Origin of the sequence: Mesorhizobium sp. M0195 (genome assembly GCF_040322115.1) — a bacterium.
Lineage (GTDB): Bacteria > Pseudomonadota > Alphaproteobacteria > Rhizobiales > Rhizobiaceae > Mesorhizobium.
Window position 1 is genome coordinate 16,396 of record NZ_JAMYSV010000009.1, and the last position, 20,962, is coordinate 37,357.

Genomic DNA, 20,962 nt, shown 5'->3' on the forward strand with positions numbered 1-20,962 from the left:
TTCAATCGATTCGCGCTTGTTTGACGAAATGGTTCGACTTGAACCTGCGTTGCTCTGGTGGTCTGCTGGGCGTGGATCAATTCTTTCAGGAGAAGCACGATGAGCGAACGTCTCGAGGACATTGCCGCCGCGATGGTGGCCGATGGCAAAGGCTTGCTGGCGGCCGACGAAAGCTCCGGCACCATCAAGAAACGCTTCGACGTCATCGGCGTCGAGTCGACCGCCGACAGCCGGCGCGACTATCGCGAGATGATGTTCCGCGCCAGCGAGGCAATGACCAAATACATTTCCGGCGTCATCCTCTATGACGAGACCATCCACCAGAAGGCCGCCGACGGCACGCCGCTGGTCGACATCATCAAGGCATCAGGCGCCATCCCCGGCATCAAGGTCGACGCCGGCGCCAAGCCTCTGGCCGGCTTTCCCGGCGACACCATCACCGAAGGCCTGGACGGCCTGCGCGAACGCCTCGCCGACTATTACAAGCTCGGCGCCCGCTTTGCCAAATGGCGCGCGGTGATCGATATCGATGTTTCCAAAGGCGTGCCTTCCGCCACCTCGATCGGCTCGAACGCCCATGCGCTCGCCCGTTACGCCGCGCTTTGCCAGGAAGCCGGCATCGTGCCGATCGTCGAGCCGGAGGTGCTGATGGACGGCGCCCACGACATCGACACGTGCTACGAGATCAGCAAGGCGACACTGACAAAGTTGTACACCGAGCTCTATGCGGCCCGCGTCGCGCTCGAAGGCACCATCCTGAAACCGAACATGGTCCTCGCCGGCAAGAAATCGGGCAAGGTCAGCAGCCCCGGGGAAGTCGCCGAAAAGACCATAAAACTGTTCCGCGAGACCGTGCCGGCGGCGATTGGAGGCATCGCCTTCCTTTCGGGCGGACAATCGGACGAGGAGGCGACCGCCAACCTCAATGCCATCAACGCCATCGGCCCGCATCCGTGGAAGCTGACCTTTTCCTATGGCCGCGCCTTGCAGGCCGCTCCGCAGAAGGCCTGGGGCGGCAAGGCAGCGAACGTCGCCGCCGCGCAGGCCGCCTTCGCCCATCGCGCCCACATGAACCATCTGGCGGCGCTTGGACAATGGCAGCCGAAGCTTGAGCAAGCCGCCTGACCGAAGACATCTTGCGTTTCTCCCGACCCGGGCCACGTGCCCGGGTTTTTGTTTGAAAGCAGCAAGGGCTGCAATTTCTTGCAACTGAAATGCAGTCCGGTGTCGGTATTCCTCGCTGCCGAACGTCCTCCGTGAAAAGAGGAGCAGACCTATGCCAAACAACAAGACCGTTTCGCAGGAAGACTGGTTTCAGGCGCACAAGGCGCATCTGGCGCGCGAAAAGGAATTGACGCGCTTTCGCGATCGTGTCGCCGCCGAACGCCGCGAATTGCCGTGGCTGAAGATCCGCAAGGACTACGTCTTCGAGACCGAGCAAGGGCCAAAGAAACTGCCCGACCTGTTTGGCGGCAACAGCCAGATGATCGTCTACCATTTCATGTTCGGGCCGGGCGCCGATTATCGCTGCGAAGGCTGCTCATTCCTTGCCGATCATATCGACGGCGCCAACCAGCATCTCAGGCACCACGATGTCTCACTTGTCGTGGTAGCGCGGGCGCCATTGGCCGAATTGCTGCCCTACAAGCAGCGTATGGGATGGAAATTCGACTGGGTGTCGTCCTACGCCTCGGACTTCAACTTCGATATGCAGGTGTCATTCACGGACAAGCAGATCGCGGCCGGCGATACGACCTACAATTTCGAGCGGCGTGCGCGAAACTCGAAAGACCTTCCTGGCGCCAGCGTGTTCTATCGCGACGAGAAGGGCGACATCTTCCTGACCTTCGTCTTGCGCTCCCGAGGCGGCGATCCGCTGATCGGCGCCTATCATTATCTCGACCTGACGCCGAAGGGTCGCAACGAAACCGGCCCGCATCATAGCCTCGTCGACTGGGTGCGGCTGCATGACGAGTACGAAGATCAATCCGGGACACATGACTGCTGCCATTGAGGCGGCAAGGGTGTCATTGTAAGGTCGTTCACCTCCAATGCAACATGCGCTAAGTGCTGTTCGCTATGCCCTAAAAGGGACTTGCCATGCGGCGCTTTCCGACCCTTCTCACCTGGTTCGCCTTTCCGGTCTATGTCTGGCAAGGACTTGGCGTGCGTCGCCGCACTACCCGCATGCTGCCGGCGCAAGGTCCGGTCATGCACGAGATATCTGGCCTGACGCCAGCAATCTCGGTTCTGGTGCTTGGCGATTCCTCCGCCGCCTCGGTAGGCATCGGCAATTCCGAAAACGGATTGGCCGCGCAACTGGCCGTTCTGATTGCGCAACGCACCGGCCGCATCGTGCGCTGGCGGGCAGCCGGCTTCAACTCGGCAACCTCCGGCCAGATCCGCGATCATGTGCTGCCCAACCTATCGGCCGATCCGTGGACGCATATCGTGCTGGCGATCGGCACCAACGACACCAAGAATTTTCATTCGGTACCGCGGTTCAAGCGCGAGTTTGGCGGCCTGCTTTACGCGCTGCGCGCCAAATGGCCGGAGGCGCGCGTCGTGTGGTCGCCGGTGCTTGAGTTCACCCGGGCGCCGGCAATGCCGCCGCTGCTCGGCAAGATTCTCGAAATCCGTGCCGTCGAAATGAACCGGATGGGCGCGCGCCTTTGCCTCGAGCGCGGCGCCATACCGGCGCCCCGCCTGCCGATCACCGATGCCGAGGCCGGCTTTGCGTCGGATGGATTTCATGCTTCGGAAGCCGGCTACCGAGCCTGGGCGGAACATCTGGTCAGCCTGGTGCTCGGCAACGAACCGGGCGTCGCGTAGCGGGCCGCCGGCACTAAAGCGCGTCGCGTTCGATTGGCCTCATCCGACGCGCTTCAGGTACTGTTTCCATGCATGTCATTGTCGCAAAACCGCTGCACACGTTTGCGCGACATGCATCACGTCCAGTGCCCGAGCACCGCCGTAATCGAAATCGCCGCCATCGCCAGCAGCGCCAGCTTCCAGAAATCGCTGCGCCGCTTCAGTCCGGGCCAGCCGAGCGGCTTGATGAGCTGGATGACCATCATGGCGATGATGACGAGCGCGAGAAGTTTCGACATGCAGCCTTTGATCAGCATCGCGGCTGGCTGTCAAAGCGGCTCCGCGATCGCCGTCTTTCCAGTGCGGCAGGCCTCTTTTCAGCACTGCCTTGTCACTTCGATGGATAAATCGGAACGCCGGTCATGAGAGCCGCACCCTCCTGACAGACTGCTGTCAGCAGGGGTGTGCGATAGTGCCTGCATCGAAAGAGAGGAGACCAGCCATGAACGGCATTACCATTCTGCGTAGCGTGCAGCACTATGTCGGCAAGATCCGGACGATCCGCAATGAGATCCGCACCCAGCGATTCATGAACACCCTGCCGGCGGACATCCGCAAGGATATTGGTTGGCCGGACATGTATGGCGACCGCCGCAATGGCAGCAATTGAGGCAAGCTTTCTGCGTGGCGTTTGGATGCGACCTGGCGACGAGCTGAAATGGGCATGCTGAAGCCTCCTGACAGTATGGTGTCAGGAGGCTCGTGCCATAGTGCGATGGCCGCCGAAGCCGGATGGCCGAGAGGACGATCGATGAAAAGCTGGAACGACAGGCTGAACACGCCTGGCCTCAACGGCATAAGACCGTCGCCACGCACCATCGGCGACGTCGTCGAAGGCCAGCCGATGCTGGTTCCTACAGCTCGCCAGGTCCATGCATTCATCCGCTCCATCCCCGAAGGCATGGACGTGGATATCCGCGCTTTGCGCACCGCTCTCGCCATCGAGCACGATGCCGAGATGGCATGTCCGGTCACCATCGGCTATCATCTGCGCACCGTCGCCGAGGCCGCCAACGAGGATCTTGAGCGTGGTATGGCGCTGGGCGACGTTGCGCCGTTCTGGCGGGTGGTCGACGCAAGCACGCCGACAACGAAGAAACTGTCCTTCGGCGCGGCCTTCGTCGCCGCGCAGCGCAAGCGCGAAGGGCTGGAACGATAGACGCCGAGGGACCATACGATGCGCCGCGCCGACAGGCTCTTCCAGATCGTGCAGCATCTGCGTGGTGGTCGTCTGGTCACCGCCCAGAAGCTGGGCACGTGGCTCGAGGTTTCCGAGCGGACGATCTATCGCGACATCGCAGACCTGCAGTCGACCGGCGTGCCGATCGACGGCGAGGCCGGTGTCGGCTACATGATGAGGGAGGGTTTCGACCTTCCGCCGCTGATGTTCACGCGTGACGAGATCGTCGCGCTGGTCGCCGGCGCCCGCATGGTGCGCGCCTTTGGTGGCGCGGCCATGGCGCGAGCCGCCGACGAGGCGCTGGTCAAGATAGGCGCCGTGTTGCCCGACGCCGAAAAGGACCGCATCGCCCGTACCGAGATCCACACGCCGATGTGGGTGGTAAGCGATGCCGCCCGCGAAGCCATCGACCTGATCGAGCGGTCCATCGAGAAACGTCAGGTGCTGACCATCGACTATTCGGATGAGGCCGGCCGCAGCACCGCGCGCGACATCCGCCCGCTCGGCCTGTGGTTCTGGGGCAAGGTGTGGACCTTGGTCGCCTGGTGTGAGATGCGCGGCGATTTCCGCGCCTTCCGCATCGACCGCATCGCCTCGGTGGTCATCGCCGGCCGCACCTTCAAGCCGGAGCGCGGCAAGCAGCTCGCCGATTTCTATCGCGCGGTGGAGCGCAGCGAGGATTACGGCATGGCGCCGGACCGGGCGGCGCGAAGCTGACACGGAAGATCACAAAAAAGCCCGCTTGAAAGCGGGCTTTTTGTTTTGGATGCCAGACCTATTCCTCTTCGTCGGCGTCCTTGTCCTTCGACTTCAGCGCCGAAAGCTTGGCGAAGACGGCGTTGGCGTCGAGTTCCTGGTCCTCGTCTTTCGGCTTTTCCGGCGCCGGCACCAGTCGTTCGGTCAAGGCGGCCGGCAGCAGCGTATCGCCGACCGGCTGCGCCTGCTCACGGCCGCGCGAGGCGCGGTTGATTTCCATATCGAGGTCGATCTGCGACGTCAGGCCGAGTGTCACTGGATCCATCGGCTGGAGATTGGCGGAGTTCCAGTGCTTTCTGTCGCGGATCTGGTCGATCGTCGACTTCGTTGTGCCGACAAGGCGGGCAATCTGCGCATCCTTGAGCTCGGGATGGTTGCGCACCAGCCAGAGGATGGCGTTGGGCCGGTCCTGGCGCTTCGACAGCGGCGTGTAGCGCGGACCCTTGCGTTTGGATTCCGGCACCCGCACCTTGGGATCGGAGAGCTTCAGCCGGTGGTTGGCGTCCTTCTCGGCGCGCGCGATCTCGTCGCGAGTGAGCTGGCCGGTCATGATCGGGTCCATGCCCTTGATGCCTTGCGCCGACTCGCCGTCGGCGATCGCCTTGACCTCAAGCGGATGCAGTCCGCAGAACTGCGCGATCTGCTCGAAGGAAAGCGCTGTGTTGTCAACCAGCCAGACGGCGGTCGCCTTTGGCATCAGCAGCGTATTGGCCATTACAAAAATCCTTCTCGTTCGCCCGCGTTCCCGCGCGGGCGGTGGTTTAGAGCCACCAAATGGGAAAATCGCGGTCTATATAACCGCTCGCTCGCCGTTTCGCAATGTTTTTGGCAGGCGCGCGTCAAGGACGGCACGGCAGCGCGACCAGCAGACCGCGAAGGGTCGGCAGATGACGCCATGCAGTCGAAAGCTTCAAAAAGACAAAGCCCGCCAGACCAAGGTCGGGCGGGCTCGGAACCGGCGACGGAAATCCGTCTGCTGCGGCTCTGGCTTCTAAAGCTTGATCCCGAACCGCGGCTCGGCGTTGCGGAAAAGCAACGCCCGGTCTTCGGGCGGGATCGTGCTCGAGATCAAAGCCCTTGGCGGGCGATTCTCTCGATGTCGCCGCGGTTGATGCCGAGGTCGTTGAGCTGACGAGCGTTCAGCCGGTTCAGTTCGCGCACGGTTTCGTTGTACATGCGCCAGTTACGGAAAGCGCGGATCGGGTTCATGGTAGTCCTCCATCGTTTCGATGCCGCGTAAGTAGGCATCGGCGATGAAAAATTGAACAGACGCTTTTGCATGGCCGCAATGCGTTTGTTGCATTGCACCATTAAGCTTTCGTTCAGTCTGTTTGCCGGTCGTCAGGCGACATCGAGCACAATCTTGCCGATGTGCTCACCCTCCTCCATCCGCTCATGCGCCCGCCAGGCTTCCTTGAGCGGGAAGATCGTGTCCATCACCGGCGCAACCTTGCGCGTGCCGAGCAGCGGCCAAACCTGCGCCTCCAGTGCCGCCGCGACTGCCGCCTTGAACTCCACGGTGCGTGGCCGGAGCAGCGATCCCGTGTGCACGAGCCGCTTTGCCATGATCTTGAAGAAATCGGCGCTCGCCACCGCTCCGCCCTGCGTCGCGATCTGGACGATGCGGCCTTCCATGGCTGCAGCCTCATAGTTCCGCGCCACATAGTCGCCGCCGACCATGTCGAGGATGACATTGGCGCCCTTGCCGCCGGTTGCCTCCTTGACTGCGGCGACGAAGTCCTCCTCGCGGTAGTTGATCGCCCGGTCGGCGCCGAGCTTGAGGCAGGCGTCGCATTTCTCCTTGCTGCCGGCGGTGGTGACGACATAGGCGCCGAAAGCGGCAGCAAGCTGGATCGCCGTGGTGCCGATACCCGACGAGCCGCCATGCACGAGCAGGGTCTCGCCGCTCTTCAGGCCGCCGCGCTCGAAGACATTGTGCCAAACAGTGAAGTAGTTCTCCGGCAACGCCGCCGCTTCGGTGTAGGTAAAGCCGGCGGGCAGCGGCAGCACGCTGCCGGCGTGCACTCTGACATATTCGGCATAGCCGCCGCCCGCCGTCAGAGCACAGACCCGATCGCCGACGCGCCAGCGCGATATCTCATCACCAAGGGCAGCGACTTCGCCTGCTGCTTCCAGGCCCGGCAGATCCGACGCTCCCGGCGGTGGCGGATAGGCGCCCTTGCGCTGTTGCACGTCCGGCCGGTTGACGCCGGCGGCCCGCACCCGGATCAGGATCTCGCCGGGACCGGGATCCGGTACGTCGCGGGTTTCCGCTTTCAGCACTCGCGGCCCGCCCGGTTCCGATATGGCGATCGCCATCATCTTCGCCGGAATTTTCTGTGCGTTCGCCATGAATTTTCCCGTCGTGCTCCGCCGGTTTCTCGTGCCAGCTCTTGCCCGCCATTTGCATCCATACCCTTGCCCTATGTATGCTCATTGGCAAATCAGGCAAATGGGCAATCACGGAGGAGCGACGATGGCGATCTTCGACGACGAACCCAAGAAGAAAGCGCGCCCGCACGAGATCGGGCAGGATCTGTCGCTGCTTTCTGTCGATGAATTGTCCGAACGGATCGGCATCCTGCGCGACGAGATCGCCCGGCTGGAAGCCGAGCTCAAGACCAAGGGCTCGACCAAGTCGGCGGCAGAGGCGCTGTTTCGCCGTGGGTAGTTACTGCGGGTAATTCCAAAAGCTCGGGCACGCCGCCGAAAAGCCCGAATGCCGCTGTCTCCAGACTTGTGCCCTAAACCCCAGCCGGATTGAAAAATGTTCGCAAGCTACAGACCGATCCTCTCGCTGCTGCGCGGCACCGCGTTCCTGTTGGCGGCATCCGGACTGCACGGTCTGCTGTTGCCGCTGCGCGGCCAGGTGGAGGGCTTCTCGACGGCATCGCTCGGCCTGATGGGCACGGCTTGGGCCGGCGGCTTCGTCACCGGCTGCTTCTTTGCGCCACGCATCGTGCGCCGCGCCGGTCATGTCAGGGCTTTCGGCGCCTTTGCCGCATCGGGAGCGATCGTCGCACTGCTCACCGGCCTGATCATCGACGAATATACCTGGATCCTGCTGCGCGCCTTCACCGGCTTCACCATGGCCGGCGCCTTCATGGTCATCGAAAGCTGGCTCAACGAGAAGGCCACCAACGAAAACCGCGGCACCGTCTTCGGCCTCTACATGATGGTCACCTATGCCTCGATCATGGGCGGTCAGATGATCGTTGCCGGCGGCGATGTGAGATCGGCGTCGCTGTTCATGATCACCGGCATTCTGTTCTGCCTGTCGCTGATCCCGACGGCGGTCTCGACGGCGTCTCACCCCAAGCCGCTGCAGGACGTGTCGCTTGACGTCAAGGGGCTCTACGTCAATTCGCCGGTGTCGGCGATCGCTTGCGTGCTGATCGGCATCGCCAACGGCGCCTGGGGTACACTTGGTGCCGTCTATGGAGCGCGCATCGGCATCTCGACAGCCGAGATCGCGCTGATGATGAGCCTCGTGGTCATCGCCGGCGCTGCCATGCAGCTTCCGGCCGGGCGGCTCTCCGACACGACGGACCGTCGTTTCGTGCTGGCGGGCGCGGCCTTCGGCGCTGCGCTGTTTGCCATCGCCATCTTCCTGTTCGAACCGCGCTCCGGCGTCTTCGTCATCGTCTGCACCGCCGCCTACGGCGCCTTCGCCTACACGCTCTATTCGATCGCGGTGGCGCATGCCAATGACCATGCGCGATCGGAGGACTTCGTCAAAGTGTCGGGCGGCCTGCTGCTGCTTTATGGCTTCGGCACGATGATCGGTCCGCTGGTGGCCGCCGGCCTGATGGGCTGGATGCGCCCTGAGGGGCTGTTCCTGGCCACTGCGCTCGCGCATCTCAGCCTGGCTGGCTATACGCTGCTGCGCATCAGCCGTCGCGCGCCGGTGCCGATCGAAGGCCGCGATGCCTTCAAGACCCAGCCCGCCGATCGCTCGGTGACGCCGGAAGCGTTGCGGCTCGACCCGCGTAGAAAAGCTGAAGCCGACAGTTGAGATTCGAGGCGCTTTGCCCCACAAATAAGGCATGATGCTTTCCGACGCCTTCATGGCGATTGCCGATCCCAACCGGCGCCATCTCTTGGAAGAGCTCCGGCGCGGACCGAAGACCGTCAACGAATTGGCATCCGGCTTGCCGGTGTCCCGCCCGGCCGTTTCGCAGCACCTGAAGGTGCTGCTTGATGCGGGGTTGGTCAACGCCAAGCCGGAAGGCACCAGGCGCGTCTATACGGTCAGCAATGCCGGCTTCCTGAAGCTCAACATCTGGCTTGACCAGTTCTGGGATGCGGAGCAGCTCGGTTCACCCGGAAGCTGAGAGGCATCGTCAGCGCGTCGAGCAACTATGCAGCATCGGGCCTAGAGCAATTCCAGGAAAAGTGTGAAACGGTTTTCCGTGCGGAATTGCGCAAAAACAAAGAGACAGAGCGGTTCGGCGTTTCCGTGAACGATGAACTACTCTAGCCATTGTTGTAGGGGAAGAGCTTGAAATACGGCTGCGCTTCCTCGATCACACGGGCAACCGAGGGGCGTTGCAGCAACCGGTCGTGATAGCGCCTGACCGCAGGATATTCGTCTCCGAACGGCTCGACCTTGTTGGCGTAGAACAGCGCGGGGGCGGCAGCGCAGTCGGCCATGGTGAAGCTCGCACCCACCGCCCATGTCGTCGACTGCATGTCCTGTTCAATGATGGCGTAGGAGCTGCGCAGCTGGGCGCGGGCCTGCTCGACGCCGAACGGATCGGTCTTGCCCTCCGGCCGCAGCCGGTCACCAACGATCTTCTGCATCGGTTCCTGGACATAGAAGTCATAGAAGCGGTCGGCGAGCCGGGTCTGGCGAGCGAGATCGAGATCGGCGGGGATCAGTTCGACCGGCCCAGGATAATACGCGTTGAGATATTCGATGACGATCGTCGATTCCGGCACGGTCCGGTCCAGCGCTTCATCGCGCAGCACCGGCATCTTGCCGAGCGGCCACAATTTCAGAAACGCGGCGCGCGACTGTTCATTGCCGAGATCGACAACGACGGATGTGAATGGCGTGCCGTTCTCATAGAGCGCGATCAGCGGTTTCCAGCAGAAGGAGGCCAGTGGATGAAGGTGCATAATCAGGGACATTGTTTTTCGTTCCTTGGGTGGTCTGTCTCGCGGTGTCGGGGTCGGATAACTATCTGGCCTGGCTGTGGGCGACGATGGCATCGATGATCGCAGCCCAGTCGTCGGGATGCAGTTCGTGGCCACCGCCCTCGATCCGGAGCAGCCTTGCACCGGCGACCGCGTCGGCAAGAGCGGCGCCATGCTCGACTGGAAAGATGGGATCGTCGGTGCCGTGGATAACAAGGAGTGGGATTTTCATGTCGCGCAGCCGACCGGTCCAGTCCTCGCCGCTCCCATCTTCGCCACTTTTGAGCATGAAATGATTGGTCGCACTTAGAAAACCGCCGGACCGGTCATAATCCTGTTCGACGAAAGCCCGTGTTCGCTGCTCGTCGAAAGAGTGCGCCGCACCGGTGAGCGCATGCGCGTCCTTAACGATGAAATCGACCACTTGGCCCCGGTCCGACCAGTCGACCTTCGCGCCTTCGGCCGAATGTCTCCTATAGGCCTCGGTGGTTCCGCGCAGATGCGACGTATCGATGCCCAAGGGCGAGCTGCTGATCACCGTCAGCGAAGTGACACGCGACGGGTATTTCAACGCAACGAGCTGCGCGATCATGCCGCCCATCGACATGCCGACCATATGCGCCTTTCGGATTCCATGGTCGTCAAGGACGCGGATAGCATCGTCCGCCATGTCGTCGAATGTATAAGGCGGCTCGCCCGGCGCGTATTTGGTCGAACGGCCGGTATCGCGATTGTCATAGCGGATCACGAAGCAACCCTCGCCGGCCAGCTTCCGGCAAAACGCTTCGGGCCACCAAAGCATGGAAGCCATCGCGCCCATGATCAACAACACCGCCGGATGGGCCGGGTCGCCGAAGGTCTGCGATACGATTTCGGGGTGTCCGGCGCTTTTCATGGTTTTCCTCCGTGGGCTTCCGATCCGATTGCAAATTGCAATCAGTTGCACGATATTAAAACCGATACAATAATGCAACCGGTTTTGGAGATTCGCATGAACATCGATCGTCGGTCCGGATGCCCCATCAACCTGTCGCTCGAAGTGTTCGGCGACCGGTGGAGCCTGATCATCCTTCGCGACATCATCTTCGGCGGCAGACGCCACTTTCGCGAACTGCTCAACGGCTCGATGGAGGGCATCGCCTCCAACATCCTCGCCGACCGGCTGAAGCGGCTGATGGAGCTCGGCATGCTGACCAAGACGGGCGATCCCTCCCACAAGCAAAAGGCGATCTACAGCCTGACCGAAATGGCGATTACGCTGGTGCCGATCCTGGCCCATCTCGGCGCCTGGGGCCGCGTCTGGCTGCCGGTCAGCGACGAGCTCTCGATCCGTGCCGAGCTTCTGGAAAAAGGCGGCCCGCCGATGTGGGAGCAGTTCATGAACGAGTTACGCTACGAGCATCTGGGCACATCTCCCGCGCCAACTGGACCCGCTGTCCGCGCGATCTTGCAGGCCGGATACGATGCGGTGGTCGCCCGCAACGCGGAGCGAGTCGGCTGCGATCCGGCGCCATCACCAACTTATTTTCCCAATTGCGGGCTGGCTCTGCTATCAAGGGACTGAAGATAATTTACGGGATTGGATAACGCTCTTGGTCGAGAACTCTAAGGACACTGCCCGTGCGCGGGCCGATTTGCGTTTCAAGAAACAGGAAGAGGCAGCCACGGTGCGCCAGAAGGCGATGGCGGAATATGTCGCCGAGAGCGACGCGCGCCAAGCCAAAACCAACAAGCTGCGGGCGCTGCGCCTCGCCAAGGAAGCGGAAGACCTGGCCAATGCGCCTCCGGCGCCGGTGAAGAAGCCTCGCGCCAAGAAGAAATAAGCCGGCGCTCCCTGGATCCCACTGCTTCCTTTCGTACGCGAAACAGTTTCACCGCGATCTGTTCTGCCGGTTGATAACTGGCGTTTAGGAGACGGCCATGACCGCACTGACGCTCGACAAAGCCCTTGAAATCATCGCCGCCGCCTTTGCCAAGGGTGCCGAGCTCAAGCTCAGGCCGCTTGGCGTCTCGGTGCTCGACGCCGGCGCCCATCTGGTCGCGTTCCAGCGTCAGGACGGCGCGTCGTTCCTGCGTCCGCAAATGTCGGCCGGCAAGGCCTATGGCGCGCTCGCTATCGGCATGGGCTCGCGCCGGGTGGAAGCCTTCGCCAAGGAGCGCCCGCATCTGATCGCCGGCGTCTCCGACGTGTCGGGCGGGCGCGTCCTGCCGGTCGTCGGCGGCGTGCTGATCCGCGACGAGGCCGGCACGATCATCGGCGCCGTCGGCATTTCCGGCGACACGTCCGACAATGACGAAACGGCAGCCATCGCCGGCATCGAGGCGGCTGGCTTTGGCGCCGACCCGGGCTGAGCCGGGATCCTTAATTCATATTGATGTCGCGGCTGGCCGACCGCATCGACACCGAAAAGCCGGCCAGCACGTCGATCAGCGCTATGACCATCAGTGTGAAGAAAACAGAATGGGCGGCGCCCTTCACCAGCAGGAACTCGACCAGATAGGCCACAAAGACGAAGGTCGACAAAAGGTGGTCCATGATCGAGGCATTTGTCGTACGCGTCGACTTCACTACTTCGACGAACAAGAAGATCAGTGCGATCAGCACGATGAGATCGCCCAGGGTCATCGAGAACACGCCACCCGACATCATCCGGACCGAAAACATTTCGGTCGCCCACGGATCGTCGCCGCTACCGAATATTCCTAGAAGCCCGAGATTGTAGAGGATGAAAGGCACGATCAGCAGCGGGATGGCACCGAACATGTGGCGGCTCCGGTTGGACTGATCTTTGTAGAGTGCGCCCGGCGTTCGCCGTCAAGAATTTTCGTGCGACCGATAAACACGGACAAAGACGGCGTGAAACAACAATGTCAGGCCCGGCTGATACGATCAGTTGTCACAAACGCAAAAAGACCGGCCAATGGCCGGTCGCTTCGCAACCTGTAAACCGTCGAAAGCTCTCTCAGCTTTCCTTCGGCTCCAGAACCTGGCGACCGCGATACATGCCGGTCTTCAGGTCGATATGGTGCGGACGGCGCATCTCGCCGGAGTTCTTGTCCTCGACATAGGTCGGGGCCTTCAGTGCGTCGGCGGAACGGCGCATGCCGCGCTTCGACGGAGAGGTTTTTCGTTTCGGAACGGCCATGGATATGCTCCACTACATGGTCAAAACGCCCCGGCGGCCCTCGTGAAAGGGCCACATCAGGGGCCGGAATCTGAGAAAGTCGGCTGCCTATACACGCCCGATGGCGTTTTGGCCAGCGTCGCCGTGTTTTTTTTTGACACTATCGCAGGCAACCGACATAGGCGCCGGCGCGGCCCGCGCGCCGCTCGATCAACGCGGCAAGCCGCCTCAGTCCTGGCCCGGGCTTCGCTGGATTGCGCACGATCGGGTTCGGCAAGGTGACGGCAAGCAGCGCTGCCTGCCGGCGCGACAGCTGTTTTGCCGAGACGCCGAAATGATGCTGGGCGGCGGCCTCGATGCCGTAGACGCCCGGTCCCCATTCGGCGATGTTGAGGTAGATCTCCATGATCCGCCGTTTCGACAGCACCGCATCGAAATAGACGGCCAGCGGCAGTTCGACGACCTTACGGACCGAGCCCAACGGCCGCGACCATAGATAAAGGTTCTTTACCGTCTGCATGGTGATGGTCGAGGCGCCACGTGTCATCTCGCCGGCGAGCGCATCGTCGACAACGCCGCGCAACTCGCCCAGATCGACGCCGCGATGGAAACAGAACTGCCCGTCCTCCGACATGATGACCGAATATGCCAGCACCGGCGCGACCTCGTCGATGGAAACCCAGCGCCGATCGTAGCCGGAAAACGTCGCCAGGTCCTTCAGCATCAATGTCGACACCGGATGCACGAATGACGGCAGGTACAGGAAGGTCAGCAGCACCGGCACCAGCGCCAGCACGACGGCGACGGCGATGCCGCGCCGGACCCAGCGTTGAAGACCGATGCGGCTGCCGCGTCTCGGTCTCGCCATGTCCAACCCTTCGGTTTCGTGATCGACGATCGGTTCCGCCAAGCCACCCAGTCCGCGCTACTCCCTGCCCCCGGCATAATGGCGCTTGGCTTCTTGCGCAACGTCTGAGTGTCGGCTACCGCTCCCGACCATGACGAAAGACGACCAAATGGCGTTCGAAGCTGCACTTATTGCCCGGGCAGTTCCGCTCGAGGCGCTGCTGAGGCGGTTGCTCGACGGACGCACGCTTTCAGGCGAGGTCGCGCGGCCCGAACGCCTGATGGCGGCAATGCGACATGGCGTGCTGAACGGCGGCAAACGACTGCGTCCCTTCCTGGTTATGGAAAGTGCTGCACTGTTTTCAGCCGACGGCGAGGCGGCGCTGCGCGTGGCGGCGGCGCTCGAATGCGTGCACTGCTATTCGCTCATCCATGACGATCTGCCGGCCATGGACGACGACGATTTGCGCCGCGGCCAGCCGACCGTGCACAGGGCTTTCGATGAGGCGACCGCCATTCTTGCCGGCGACGCCTTGCTGACACTTGCCTTCGACATCCTTGCCGACGAGGCGACAATGCTGCCGGCCGAGCGCAGGGCAGCGCTGGTGCTGGCACTGGCCCGTGCCGCCGGGGCGGGAAGCATGGTCGGCGGCCAGATGCTCGATCTCGAGGCCGAACAAAGCCGGCCGGACGAGGCCGGCATCATCCGGCTTCAGGCGATGAAAACCGGTGCGCTGATCCGCTTTGCCTGCGAAGCGGGAGCCATGCTTGCCGGCGCGCCGTCGGGCGACCGCGAAAGGCTGGCCGAATTTGGTTCGGCGATCGGGCTTGCCTTTCAACTTGCCGACGATCTGCTCGACCTGACCGCCGACGCGCATCAGATGGGCAAGGCCACGGGCAAGGACGCCGCGGCCGGCAAGGCGACGCTGGTCGCGCTGCACGGACCGGGCTGGGCGCGGGACCAGCTCCAGGGCCTCGTCGACCAGGCTCATGCGCTGCTCGAGCCTTTTGGCGCACAAGCCGCGCTTCTGAAACAAGCGGCGCAGTTCGTAGCAGCCCGCAACAATTAAAAGCGCTCCCATGGCGCCGTACAGTCACGGAGAATTGCCGACTGTTCGGCCAGATGCCTTGGAGCAGCCGATCGGGACTCCGGCGATGTCGGACCATATGGCTCGCCACGCCAGTTGCCGAGCCATTCTTCAACCCTCGGCGGCAGGGTTCCGCGGCTAGCGTCGACAGCGGTCAGCCTTCGCCAGTTGCCTTTTCCGCCACGGGCTGCGGAACCGGTACCAGCTCGGCCTCCGCCTCGACCGCCTGCGCTTCGGCCGGCTTGCGCCGGTTGCGGATGAAGGCGGCGATGCGGTCGCGGATTTCGCCGGCGCTGAGGAACACCGGAACGCGCGCCACCGGCGCGGTCGGCTCGAAGGACAGGCCAAGGCCGGTGATCCTGCCCTTGTCGTCGACGTCGCGCACGATCAGCTCGATCGGACCGAGCAGCACGCGGTCGGCGTATTCGGCGTGGCCGCCGAGCCGCGTCGTGACCAGGTCGCCGATGCTGAGCTTGCGTTCCGCTTCGGTCAGGCCCGGCGCATAGGCGGTCTCCAGTTCCTCGGCGGAGCGTGACGGATCGACAGCGAAGGCGCCGAAGAAGTCGGCATCCTCGGGATCGACCACGGCACGGCTGGCGAACAGCTTGTCGAGCAGGCGCGGATAGCGGTCCGGCACGAAGATGTAGACGTGGTCACCGGCCGCCAGCCGGCCCATATCCTGGAAGCGCATCGAGCGTCCGTCGCGCAACACAAGCGATGGCCGCGCCCAGCGCGGAATGCGTTCGCCGCGCGCCACCGGGCTGCCGGGTGCCACGCGGTAGGCGAGAAGCTCATGATGGGCGGAGCCCGGCAGTTCCAATTCGACCTTGTCGAGCGGTCCCAGGCGGGCCGGCACGATAAGGCCGAGGCGGCGCGCCAGCGGCCCGACGGTCCATCCCTGGATGATCAGCGAGACCAGCACGATGATGAAGGCGGTGTTGAAGATGAGGCGGCCGTTCTCAAGGCCGCCGAGCAGCGGCGTGATGGCAAGCAGTATCGACACGGCGCCACGCAGGCCAACCCATGAGACAAAGGCGACTTCCGGGCGTGGCAGCCGGAACGGCACTAGGCACAGCCAGACCGCGATTGGCCGTGCCACAAATATCAGGAACAGGCCGAGCAGCACTGCCGGCATCAGGATCGCCGGAAATTGCGAAGGCGTCGCGAACAGGCCGAGGATCAGGAACATGATGATCTGCGCCAGCCACGACATGCCGTCCTGGAAGCGCTTGAGGATGGTGACGGCCCGGATATCGGAATTGCCGGCAATCAGGCCTGCGAGATAGACCGCCAGGAAGCCGGAGCCGCCGACGGCGCCGGCGGCAGCAAACACCATCAGCGACAGCGTCAGTACGAAGATCGGCAGCAGGCCGTGATCGAGATTGAGGCGATCGACAAGACGCACAATGGCCATGCCGCCGAGAATGCCGATGACCGCACCGAGGCCCATGTTGACCAGGAAACCGACGGCAAGATCGGTAACCAGCACCTTTGCCTCGGGGTGGATGTTGGCGGCGATGACCTCGACCAGCGTGATGGTCAGGAAGATGGCGATCGGGTCATTGGTGCCGGATTCCACCTCGAGCGTGGACCGCACGCGCTCGCGCAAATTGATCTCGCCGGCGCGCAGCAGGAAGAACACCGCCGCGGCGTCGGTCGAGGCGACGGCGGCACCGAGCAGGAAGGATTCCAGCCAGGTCAGGTCGAGCAGATAATAGGCGGCGGCGCCGAACAGGCCGGTGGTCAAAAGGACGCCGAATGTCGCGAGCGACAGCGCCGGCCCGGCCGCCTGCCGCAAGGCGTTGAGCGGCGTACCGAAGCCGGAATCGAAAAGGATGACCGCCAGCGCCAATGAGCCGGCAAAATAAGCAACTCGGGCGTTGTCGAAGTGGATGCCGAGACCGTCGGTTCCGGTAGCGAGGCCGATGCAGAGAAACAGCAGCAGGAGAGGGGCGCCGAAACGGAAGGCGATCAAGCTCGAAAACGCGGCGGCAACGACAAGTGCTGCTCCAACAAGCGTCACCAGATAGATACCATGCTCCATTCGTTGGTCGCCCCTAGTCGATATGCTCCGGCATCACGGGAGAGTGGGGCGAAGACATGGCCGCTGCAAGGCAGCAGCGTGGCTTTTTGCCCCACGCTGCCGATCGTCGAAAGTTTTGGCATCCCCGAGCAGCAGAGCGTGCGTTGGCGGTTCGTGCTGCAACGAAAAACGCCCGGACTGAGCCGGGCGTCTTCCAGGTCGAGAAGATGGTTCTGCGATCAGGCGATGGTCCTGCCGAAGGCGACGGCGGTATCGCCCATGCGGTTCGAGAAGCCCCACTCATTGTCGTACCACGACAGCACCGAAACGAAGTTGCCGTCCATGACCTTGGTCTGGTCGAGCGCCACGATCGAAGAATGCGGATCGTGGTTGAAGTCGATCGAAACATTGGGGTGACGGGTAACGGCGAGGATGCCCTTCAGCTTGCCATTTGAGGCAGCGATCACCGCGTCATTGATCTCCTGGACGGTGGTCGGCCGCTTGGCGATAAACTTGAAATCGACGAGCGAAACGTTCGGCGTCGGCACACGGATGGAGATGCCGTCGAGCTTGCCCTTGAGCTCGGGCAGTACCAAGCCGATGGCCTTGGCGGCACCGGTCGAGGTCGGAATCTGCGACAGCGCGGCAGCACGGGCGCGGTAGAGGTCCTTGTGCATGGTGTCCAGCGTCGGCTGGTCGCCGGTGTAGGAATGGATCGTCGTCATCATGCCCTTTTCGATGCCGACCGCCTCATTCAGCACGGCCGCCAGTGGCGCCAGGCAGTTGGTGGTGCAGGAGGCGTTCGAGATGACGATGTGGTCCTTGGTCAGCTTGTCGTGGTTGATGCCATAGACGACGGTGAGGTCGGCGCCCTCTGCCGGAGCGGAGACGAGAACGCGCTTGGCGCCGGCGGTCAGATGGGCGACGGCCTTGTCGCGGGCGGTGAAGATGCCGGTGCATTCGAGCGCGATGTCGATGCCGAGCTCCTTCCAGGGCAGTTGCGTCGGATCCTTGATCGCGGTGACCTTGAATTTTTCCTTGCCGACGATGATCTGGTCGCCGTCAACCGTCACCTCATGCGGAAAGCGGCCATGCACGCTGTCGAAGCGCAGCAGATGCGCGTTGGTCTCGACCGGGCCGAGATCGTTGACCGCGACGACATCGATATCCTTGCGGCCGGATTCATGGATGGCGCGCAGAATGTTGCGGCCGATGCGGCCAAATCCGTTGATGGCAACTCTGACGGTCATTGTTCTCTCCCTGGGAGCTGGAGGCCGAAGATCAAGTCCGCAGCTTCATAACGGCGGACGGGCAAAGAATCCAGCCGCCGAGGCTTGGATTTAAATCGATTAATGCTCCACCGCCCGGCAAAACCGCTATGCCAGCCCTTGCCGGGCGGGCTCACCTTCATTTGCCGTGCAGACGGGCTTCCGCCGCCTTCACCGTTGCTTCGGCGGTGATGCCGAAATGCGGGTAGAGCTGTTCGATGGTGCCGGAGGCGCCAAACCCGGTCATGCCGATGAAGATGCCGTCGGTGCCGATGAAGCGATCCCAGCCCTGGCGGATGCCGGCTTCGATGGCAATCTTGAGCGGCGCATTGCCGATCGTCCTGCTGCGATAGTCGGCGCTCTGCTTATCGAACAATTCGAAGCACGGCACCGAGACGACGCGGGTCGCATGGCCGTGCTTTTCCAACGCCTGGCGGGCGGCCAGCGCGATCTCGACCTCGGAGCCGGAAGCGAAGATCGTCACCGCGGCTTCACCGCTCGCGGCGGCAAGTTCATAGGCGCCGCGGCTGCTGAGGTTTTCCGCAACGAAGTCGTTGCGTACCGTCGGCAGGTTCTGCCGGGTCAGCGCCAATGTCGAAGGCGTCTTTTCCGACTCAATGGCCAACTGCCAGCATTCCGCGGTTTCGACCGCGTCGGCCGGGCGGAAGACATTGTGGTTCGGGATGGCGCGAAGTGCTGCCAGATGCTCGACCGGCTGATGGGTCGGGCCGTCTTCGCCAAGGCCGATCGAATCATGGGTCATGACGAAGATCGAGCGGATGCCCATCAACGAGGCAAGCCGCATCGCCGGACGGGCATAATCGGAAAAGCACATGAACGTGCCGCCATAGGCGATAATGCCGCCATGCAATGTCAGGCCGTTGAGCGCGGCCGCCATGCCGTGCTCACGAATGCCATAGTGGACATAGCGCTGGCCATAATCGTCGGCGGTGATGTTTTTGGTCTGGCTGGTCTTGGTGTTGTTGGAGCCGGTCAAATCAGCCGAGCCGCCGATGGTTTCGGGCACGGCGCCGTTGATGACCTCCAGCGCCATTTCCGATGACTTACGGGTGGCGACCTTCGGCTTGTCGGCGGCGAGCTTCTTCTTGTAATCCCCAATGACGGCGTCGAAGTTGGCCGGCAGCGTGCCACTGATGCGGCGTTCGAACTCTGCGCGCAATTTGGCGTCTGCCTTGGCAAGCCGGCTTTCCCAGTCGGTGCGCGCCTTGACGCCGGTCCGCCCGGCGCTACGCCATGCGTCGAGGATGTCGGCCGGAACCTCGAACGGCGGATAATCCCAGCCGAAGAATTTTCTGGCGCCGGCGATTTCCTCGGCGCCGAGCGGCGAGCCATGCGCCTTGTTGGTACCGGCCTTGGTCGGCGCGCCGAAGCCGATTGTCGTCTTGCAGGCAATCATCGTCGGCTTGTCGGAATGGCGGGCCGCCTCGATGGCATAGGCGATCGCTTCCGGGTCCTGGCCGTCGATATGGCTGGCATTCCAGCCGGACGCCTGGAAGCGGGCGACCTGGTCGGTGTTGTCGGCGAGCGACACCGGGCCATCGATCGAGATGTTGTTGTTGTCCCAGAAGACGATCAGCTTGTTCAGCTTCAGATGTCCGGCAAGCGCAATGGCTTCCTGGGATACGCCTTCCATCAGGCAGCCGTCGCCGGCCAGCACATAGGTGTAGTGGTCGACGAGATCTTTGCCGAAAGCGGCATTCATGATGCGCTCGCCGAGCGCGAAGCCGACCGAATTGGCAAGGCCCTGGCCGAGTGGGCCGGTCGTCGTCTCGATGCCGGCGGCATGGCCGTATTCCGGGTGGCCCGCCGTCCTCGACCCCAATTGGCGGAACTGCTTGATCTGGTCGATGGTGATGTCTTCGTAGCCGGTCAGATAGAGCAGCGAGTAAAGCAGCATCGAGCCGTGGCCGGCCGACAGGATAAAGCGGTCGCGGTCCGGCCAATGCGGGTTTTTCGGATCGTATTTGAGAAAGCGGGTGAACAGCACCGTGGCGATGTCGGCGCAGCCCATGGGCAGCCCGGGGTGGCCGGAGTTTGCCTTCTCGACGGCGTCCATGGCGAGAAAACGGATCGCATTGGCCATCCGGTCATGTTGTTCGCGCGAGGTCATGCTTCCTCCAAAATGGGGGTTTGGGCCTTGGGAAAGCCCTTGAAAAGGGTGCGCGACACATAGCAGGCGCGGCCTTTTAGTCAACAAATCGGTGTGCTTTTGCCGGTCTTGTGATGGCCATGCGCGACCTACATTAGCGTTAGCAGGGGACAGTCGCGACAGCTTTATTGACGTGCGGTTCACACGACGCGTAATGTTTCAGGGATAACGCGTTCTGAACGTGGATGATTCGGTGATGGGCAGGGCGCAGGACGAAAGCCATGACCGGGGAAACGACCCTCAAGGAAGTCATTGTCAGGCTGGGTAAGGCCATCGAAGGGCTGGAAAACGCCGTCGCGGCCAAGCTCGAGCACGAGCGGGACTATTCGGAAGCCGAGGCCGAAGTGCAGCGGATGAACGCCGACCGCTCGCGGCTGGCGCAGGAGCTCGACAATTCCGAAGCTCGCGCCGAACGGCTGGAAGATGCCAACAAAGAAGTGTCGCGAAGGCTGGTGACAGCCATGGAGACCATCCGCGCGGTACTGGACAGGTAGGC

General features: G+C 62.7%; 26 protein-coding genes. 14 read left to right on the top strand and 12 right to left on the bottom strand.

Annotated elements, in window-relative coordinates:
- Positions 1-99: 99 nt before the first annotated feature.
- The 3 genes from NKJ12_RS18445 (at position 100) to NKJ12_RS18455 (ending at position 2,832) form a co-directional block, all read left to right on the top strand.
- Positions 100-1,125 carry a class I fructose-bisphosphate aldolase gene (locus tag NKJ12_RS18445; protein WP_352704303.1) on the top strand — a complete coding sequence of 342 codons (1,026 nt, stop codon included), beginning with the start codon at positions 100-102 and terminating at the stop codon, positions 1,123-1,125.
- A 151-nt stretch (positions 1,126-1,276) separates the two neighbouring features.
- Complete coding sequence (locus NKJ12_RS18450; protein WP_352704305.1) at positions 1,277-2,014, top strand: DUF899 domain-containing protein; 738 nt, start codon at positions 1,277-1,279, stop codon at positions 2,012-2,014.
- 86 nt (positions 2,015-2,100) lie between these two features.
- Positions 2,101-2,832, top strand: a complete 732-nt coding sequence (locus NKJ12_RS18455; protein WP_352704307.1) for an SGNH/GDSL hydrolase family protein — start codon at positions 2,101-2,103, stop codon at positions 2,830-2,832.
- Between the two features lie 116 nt (positions 2,833-2,948).
- On the opposite strand, the gene NKJ12_RS18460 is transcribed toward NKJ12_RS18455, so the two are convergent.
- Complete coding sequence (locus tag NKJ12_RS18460) at positions 2,949-3,110, bottom strand: hypothetical protein (RefSeq protein ID WP_008873884.1); 162 nt, start codon at positions 3,108-3,110, stop codon at positions 2,949-2,951.
- Positions 3,111-3,313: 203 nt separating this feature from the next.
- On the opposite strand from NKJ12_RS18460, the gene NKJ12_RS18465 reads away from it, so the two are divergent.
- The 3 genes from NKJ12_RS18465 to NKJ12_RS18475 all read left to right on the top strand — a co-directional run bounded on the left by NKJ12_RS18465 (position 3,314) and on the right by NKJ12_RS18475 (position 4,768).
- On the top strand, positions 3,314-3,481 hold the full coding sequence (locus NKJ12_RS18465) for a hypothetical protein (RefSeq protein WP_352505002.1): 168 nt from the start codon (positions 3,314-3,316) through the stop codon (positions 3,479-3,481).
- A gap of 141 nt (positions 3,482-3,622) precedes the next feature.
- Positions 3,623-4,030: a hypothetical protein gene (locus tag NKJ12_RS18470; protein WP_352505003.1), complete on the top strand. Its 408-nt coding sequence runs from the start codon at positions 3,623-3,625 to the stop codon at positions 4,028-4,030.
- 18 nt (positions 4,031-4,048) lie between these two features.
- A complete protein-coding gene (locus NKJ12_RS18475) occupies positions 4,049-4,768 on the top strand; it encodes a helix-turn-helix transcriptional regulator (RefSeq protein WP_023678491.1) in 720 nt (239 codons plus the stop codon).
- A 58-nt stretch (positions 4,769-4,826) separates the two neighbouring features.
- On the opposite strand, the gene NKJ12_RS18480 is transcribed toward NKJ12_RS18475, so the two are convergent.
- The 3 genes from NKJ12_RS18480 to NKJ12_RS18490 form a co-directional block, all read right to left on the bottom strand.
- Positions 4,827-5,522: a DUF1013 domain-containing protein gene (locus tag NKJ12_RS18480; protein WP_352505004.1), complete on the bottom strand. Its 696-nt coding sequence runs from the start codon at positions 5,520-5,522 to the stop codon at positions 4,827-4,829.
- 353 nt (positions 5,523-5,875) lie between these two features.
- The gene (locus tag NKJ12_RS18485; RefSeq protein WP_023720976.1) at positions 5,876-6,016 is read right to left on the bottom strand and encodes a DUF1127 domain-containing protein; all 141 of its coding nucleotides are present in this window, start codon (positions 6,014-6,016) and stop codon (positions 5,876-5,878) included.
- A 132-nt stretch (positions 6,017-6,148) separates the two neighbouring features.
- Positions 6,149-7,159, bottom strand: coding sequence for an NAD(P)H-quinone oxidoreductase (locus tag NKJ12_RS18490; protein ID WP_352704309.1), 1,011 nt, complete (start codon positions 7,157-7,159; stop codon positions 6,149-6,151).
- 124 nt (positions 7,160-7,283) lie between these two features.
- Here NKJ12_RS18490 and NKJ12_RS18495 point away from each other — a divergent pair, with 124 nt between their 5' ends.
- The 3 genes from NKJ12_RS18495 (at position 7,284) to NKJ12_RS18505 (ending at position 9,141) form a co-directional block, all read left to right on the top strand.
- The gene (locus NKJ12_RS18495; protein ID WP_023678495.1) at positions 7,284-7,478 is read left to right on the top strand and encodes a DUF1192 domain-containing protein; all 195 of its coding nucleotides are present in this window, start codon (positions 7,284-7,286) and stop codon (positions 7,476-7,478) included.
- A 96-nt stretch (positions 7,479-7,574) separates the two neighbouring features.
- A complete protein-coding gene (locus tag NKJ12_RS18500; protein ID WP_023678496.1) occupies positions 7,575-8,822 on the top strand; it encodes an MFS transporter in 1,248 nt (415 codons plus the stop codon).
- Between the two features lie 31 nt (positions 8,823-8,853).
- Complete coding sequence (locus tag NKJ12_RS18505) at positions 8,854-9,141, top strand: ArsR/SmtB family transcription factor (protein WP_023678497.1); 288 nt, start codon at positions 8,854-8,856, stop codon at positions 9,139-9,141.
- A 142-nt stretch (positions 9,142-9,283) separates the two neighbouring features.
- Here the strand turns inward: NKJ12_RS18505 and NKJ12_RS18510 are convergent, their stop codons facing one another.
- Together NKJ12_RS18510 and NKJ12_RS18515 are read right to left on the bottom strand one after the other, a co-directional pair.
- Entirely contained in the window at positions 9,284-9,940 is a 657-nt protein-coding gene (locus NKJ12_RS18510; RefSeq protein ID WP_352505005.1) for a glutathione S-transferase family protein, read from the bottom strand.
- 49 nt (positions 9,941-9,989) lie between these two features.
- Positions 9,990-10,841: an alpha/beta fold hydrolase gene (locus NKJ12_RS18515; protein WP_352704311.1), complete on the bottom strand. Its 852-nt coding sequence runs from the start codon at positions 10,839-10,841 to the stop codon at positions 9,990-9,992.
- Positions 10,842-10,937: 96 nt separating this feature from the next.
- On the opposite strand from NKJ12_RS18515, the gene NKJ12_RS18520 reads away from it, so the two are divergent.
- The 3 genes from NKJ12_RS18520 to NKJ12_RS18530 all read left to right on the top strand — a co-directional run bounded on the left by NKJ12_RS18520 (position 10,938) and on the right by NKJ12_RS18530 (position 12,298).
- Positions 10,938-11,510 carry a winged helix-turn-helix transcriptional regulator gene (locus NKJ12_RS18520; RefSeq protein WP_352704313.1) on the top strand — a complete coding sequence of 191 codons (573 nt, stop codon included), beginning with the start codon at positions 10,938-10,940 and terminating at the stop codon, positions 11,508-11,510.
- A gap of 28 nt (positions 11,511-11,538) precedes the next feature.
- Positions 11,539-11,769, top strand: a complete 231-nt coding sequence (locus NKJ12_RS18525; protein ID WP_023678501.1) for a hypothetical protein — start codon at positions 11,539-11,541, stop codon at positions 11,767-11,769.
- 97 nt (positions 11,770-11,866) lie between these two features.
- Entirely contained in the window at positions 11,867-12,298 is a 432-nt protein-coding gene (locus NKJ12_RS18530) for a GlcG/HbpS family heme-binding protein (RefSeq protein ID WP_352505008.1), read from the top strand.
- A 10-nt stretch (positions 12,299-12,308) separates the two neighbouring features.
- Here NKJ12_RS18530 and NKJ12_RS18535 read toward each other — a convergent pair whose 3' ends face one another.
- The 3 genes from NKJ12_RS18535 to NKJ12_RS18545 all read right to left on the bottom strand — a co-directional run bounded on the left by NKJ12_RS18535 (position 12,309) and on the right by NKJ12_RS18545 (position 13,990).
- Positions 12,309-12,710 carry a hypothetical protein gene (locus NKJ12_RS18535; protein WP_023720966.1) on the bottom strand — a complete coding sequence of 134 codons (402 nt, stop codon included), beginning with the start codon at positions 12,708-12,710 and terminating at the stop codon, positions 12,309-12,311.
- A 199-nt stretch (positions 12,711-12,909) separates the two neighbouring features.
- Positions 12,910-13,092, bottom strand: a complete 183-nt coding sequence (rpmF, locus tag NKJ12_RS18540) for a 50S ribosomal protein L32 (RefSeq protein WP_006203806.1) — start codon at positions 13,090-13,092, stop codon at positions 12,910-12,912.
- Positions 13,093-13,231: 139 nt separating this feature from the next.
- Positions 13,232-13,990 (bottom strand): biosynthetic peptidoglycan transglycosylase, encoded by a 759-nt coding sequence (locus NKJ12_RS18545; protein ID WP_352505152.1) that lies wholly within the window; start codon positions 13,988-13,990, stop codon positions 13,232-13,234.
- Between the two features lie 79 nt (positions 13,991-14,069).
- Here NKJ12_RS18545 and NKJ12_RS18550 point away from each other — a divergent pair, with 79 nt between their 5' ends.
- Positions 14,070-14,987: a polyprenyl synthetase family protein gene (locus NKJ12_RS18550; RefSeq protein ID WP_352505009.1), complete on the top strand. Its 918-nt coding sequence runs from the start codon at positions 14,070-14,072 to the stop codon at positions 14,985-14,987.
- Positions 14,988-15,159: 172 nt separating this feature from the next.
- Here NKJ12_RS18550 and NKJ12_RS18555 read toward each other — a convergent pair whose 3' ends face one another.
- The 3 genes from NKJ12_RS18555 to tkt form a co-directional block, all read right to left on the bottom strand.
- Entirely contained in the window at positions 15,160-17,049 is a 1,890-nt protein-coding gene (locus NKJ12_RS18555) for a potassium/proton antiporter (protein ID WP_352505010.1), read from the bottom strand.
- A 218-nt stretch (positions 17,050-17,267) separates the two neighbouring features.
- Positions 17,268-18,278: a type I glyceraldehyde-3-phosphate dehydrogenase gene (gene gap, locus NKJ12_RS18560; RefSeq protein ID WP_352704315.1), complete on the bottom strand. Its 1,011-nt coding sequence runs from the start codon at positions 18,276-18,278 to the stop codon at positions 17,268-17,270.
- A gap of 157 nt (positions 18,279-18,435) precedes the next feature.
- Positions 18,436-20,427, bottom strand: a complete 1,992-nt coding sequence (gene tkt / locus NKJ12_RS18565; protein ID WP_352704317.1) for a transketolase — start codon at positions 20,425-20,427, stop codon at positions 18,436-18,438.
- A gap of 260 nt (positions 20,428-20,687) precedes the next feature.
- On the opposite strand from tkt, the gene NKJ12_RS18570 reads away from it, so the two are divergent.
- Positions 20,688-20,960 (top strand): DUF4164 domain-containing protein, encoded by a 273-nt coding sequence (locus NKJ12_RS18570; RefSeq protein WP_224615501.1) that lies wholly within the window; start codon positions 20,688-20,690, stop codon positions 20,958-20,960.
- Positions 20,961-20,962 lie beyond the last annotated feature (2 nt).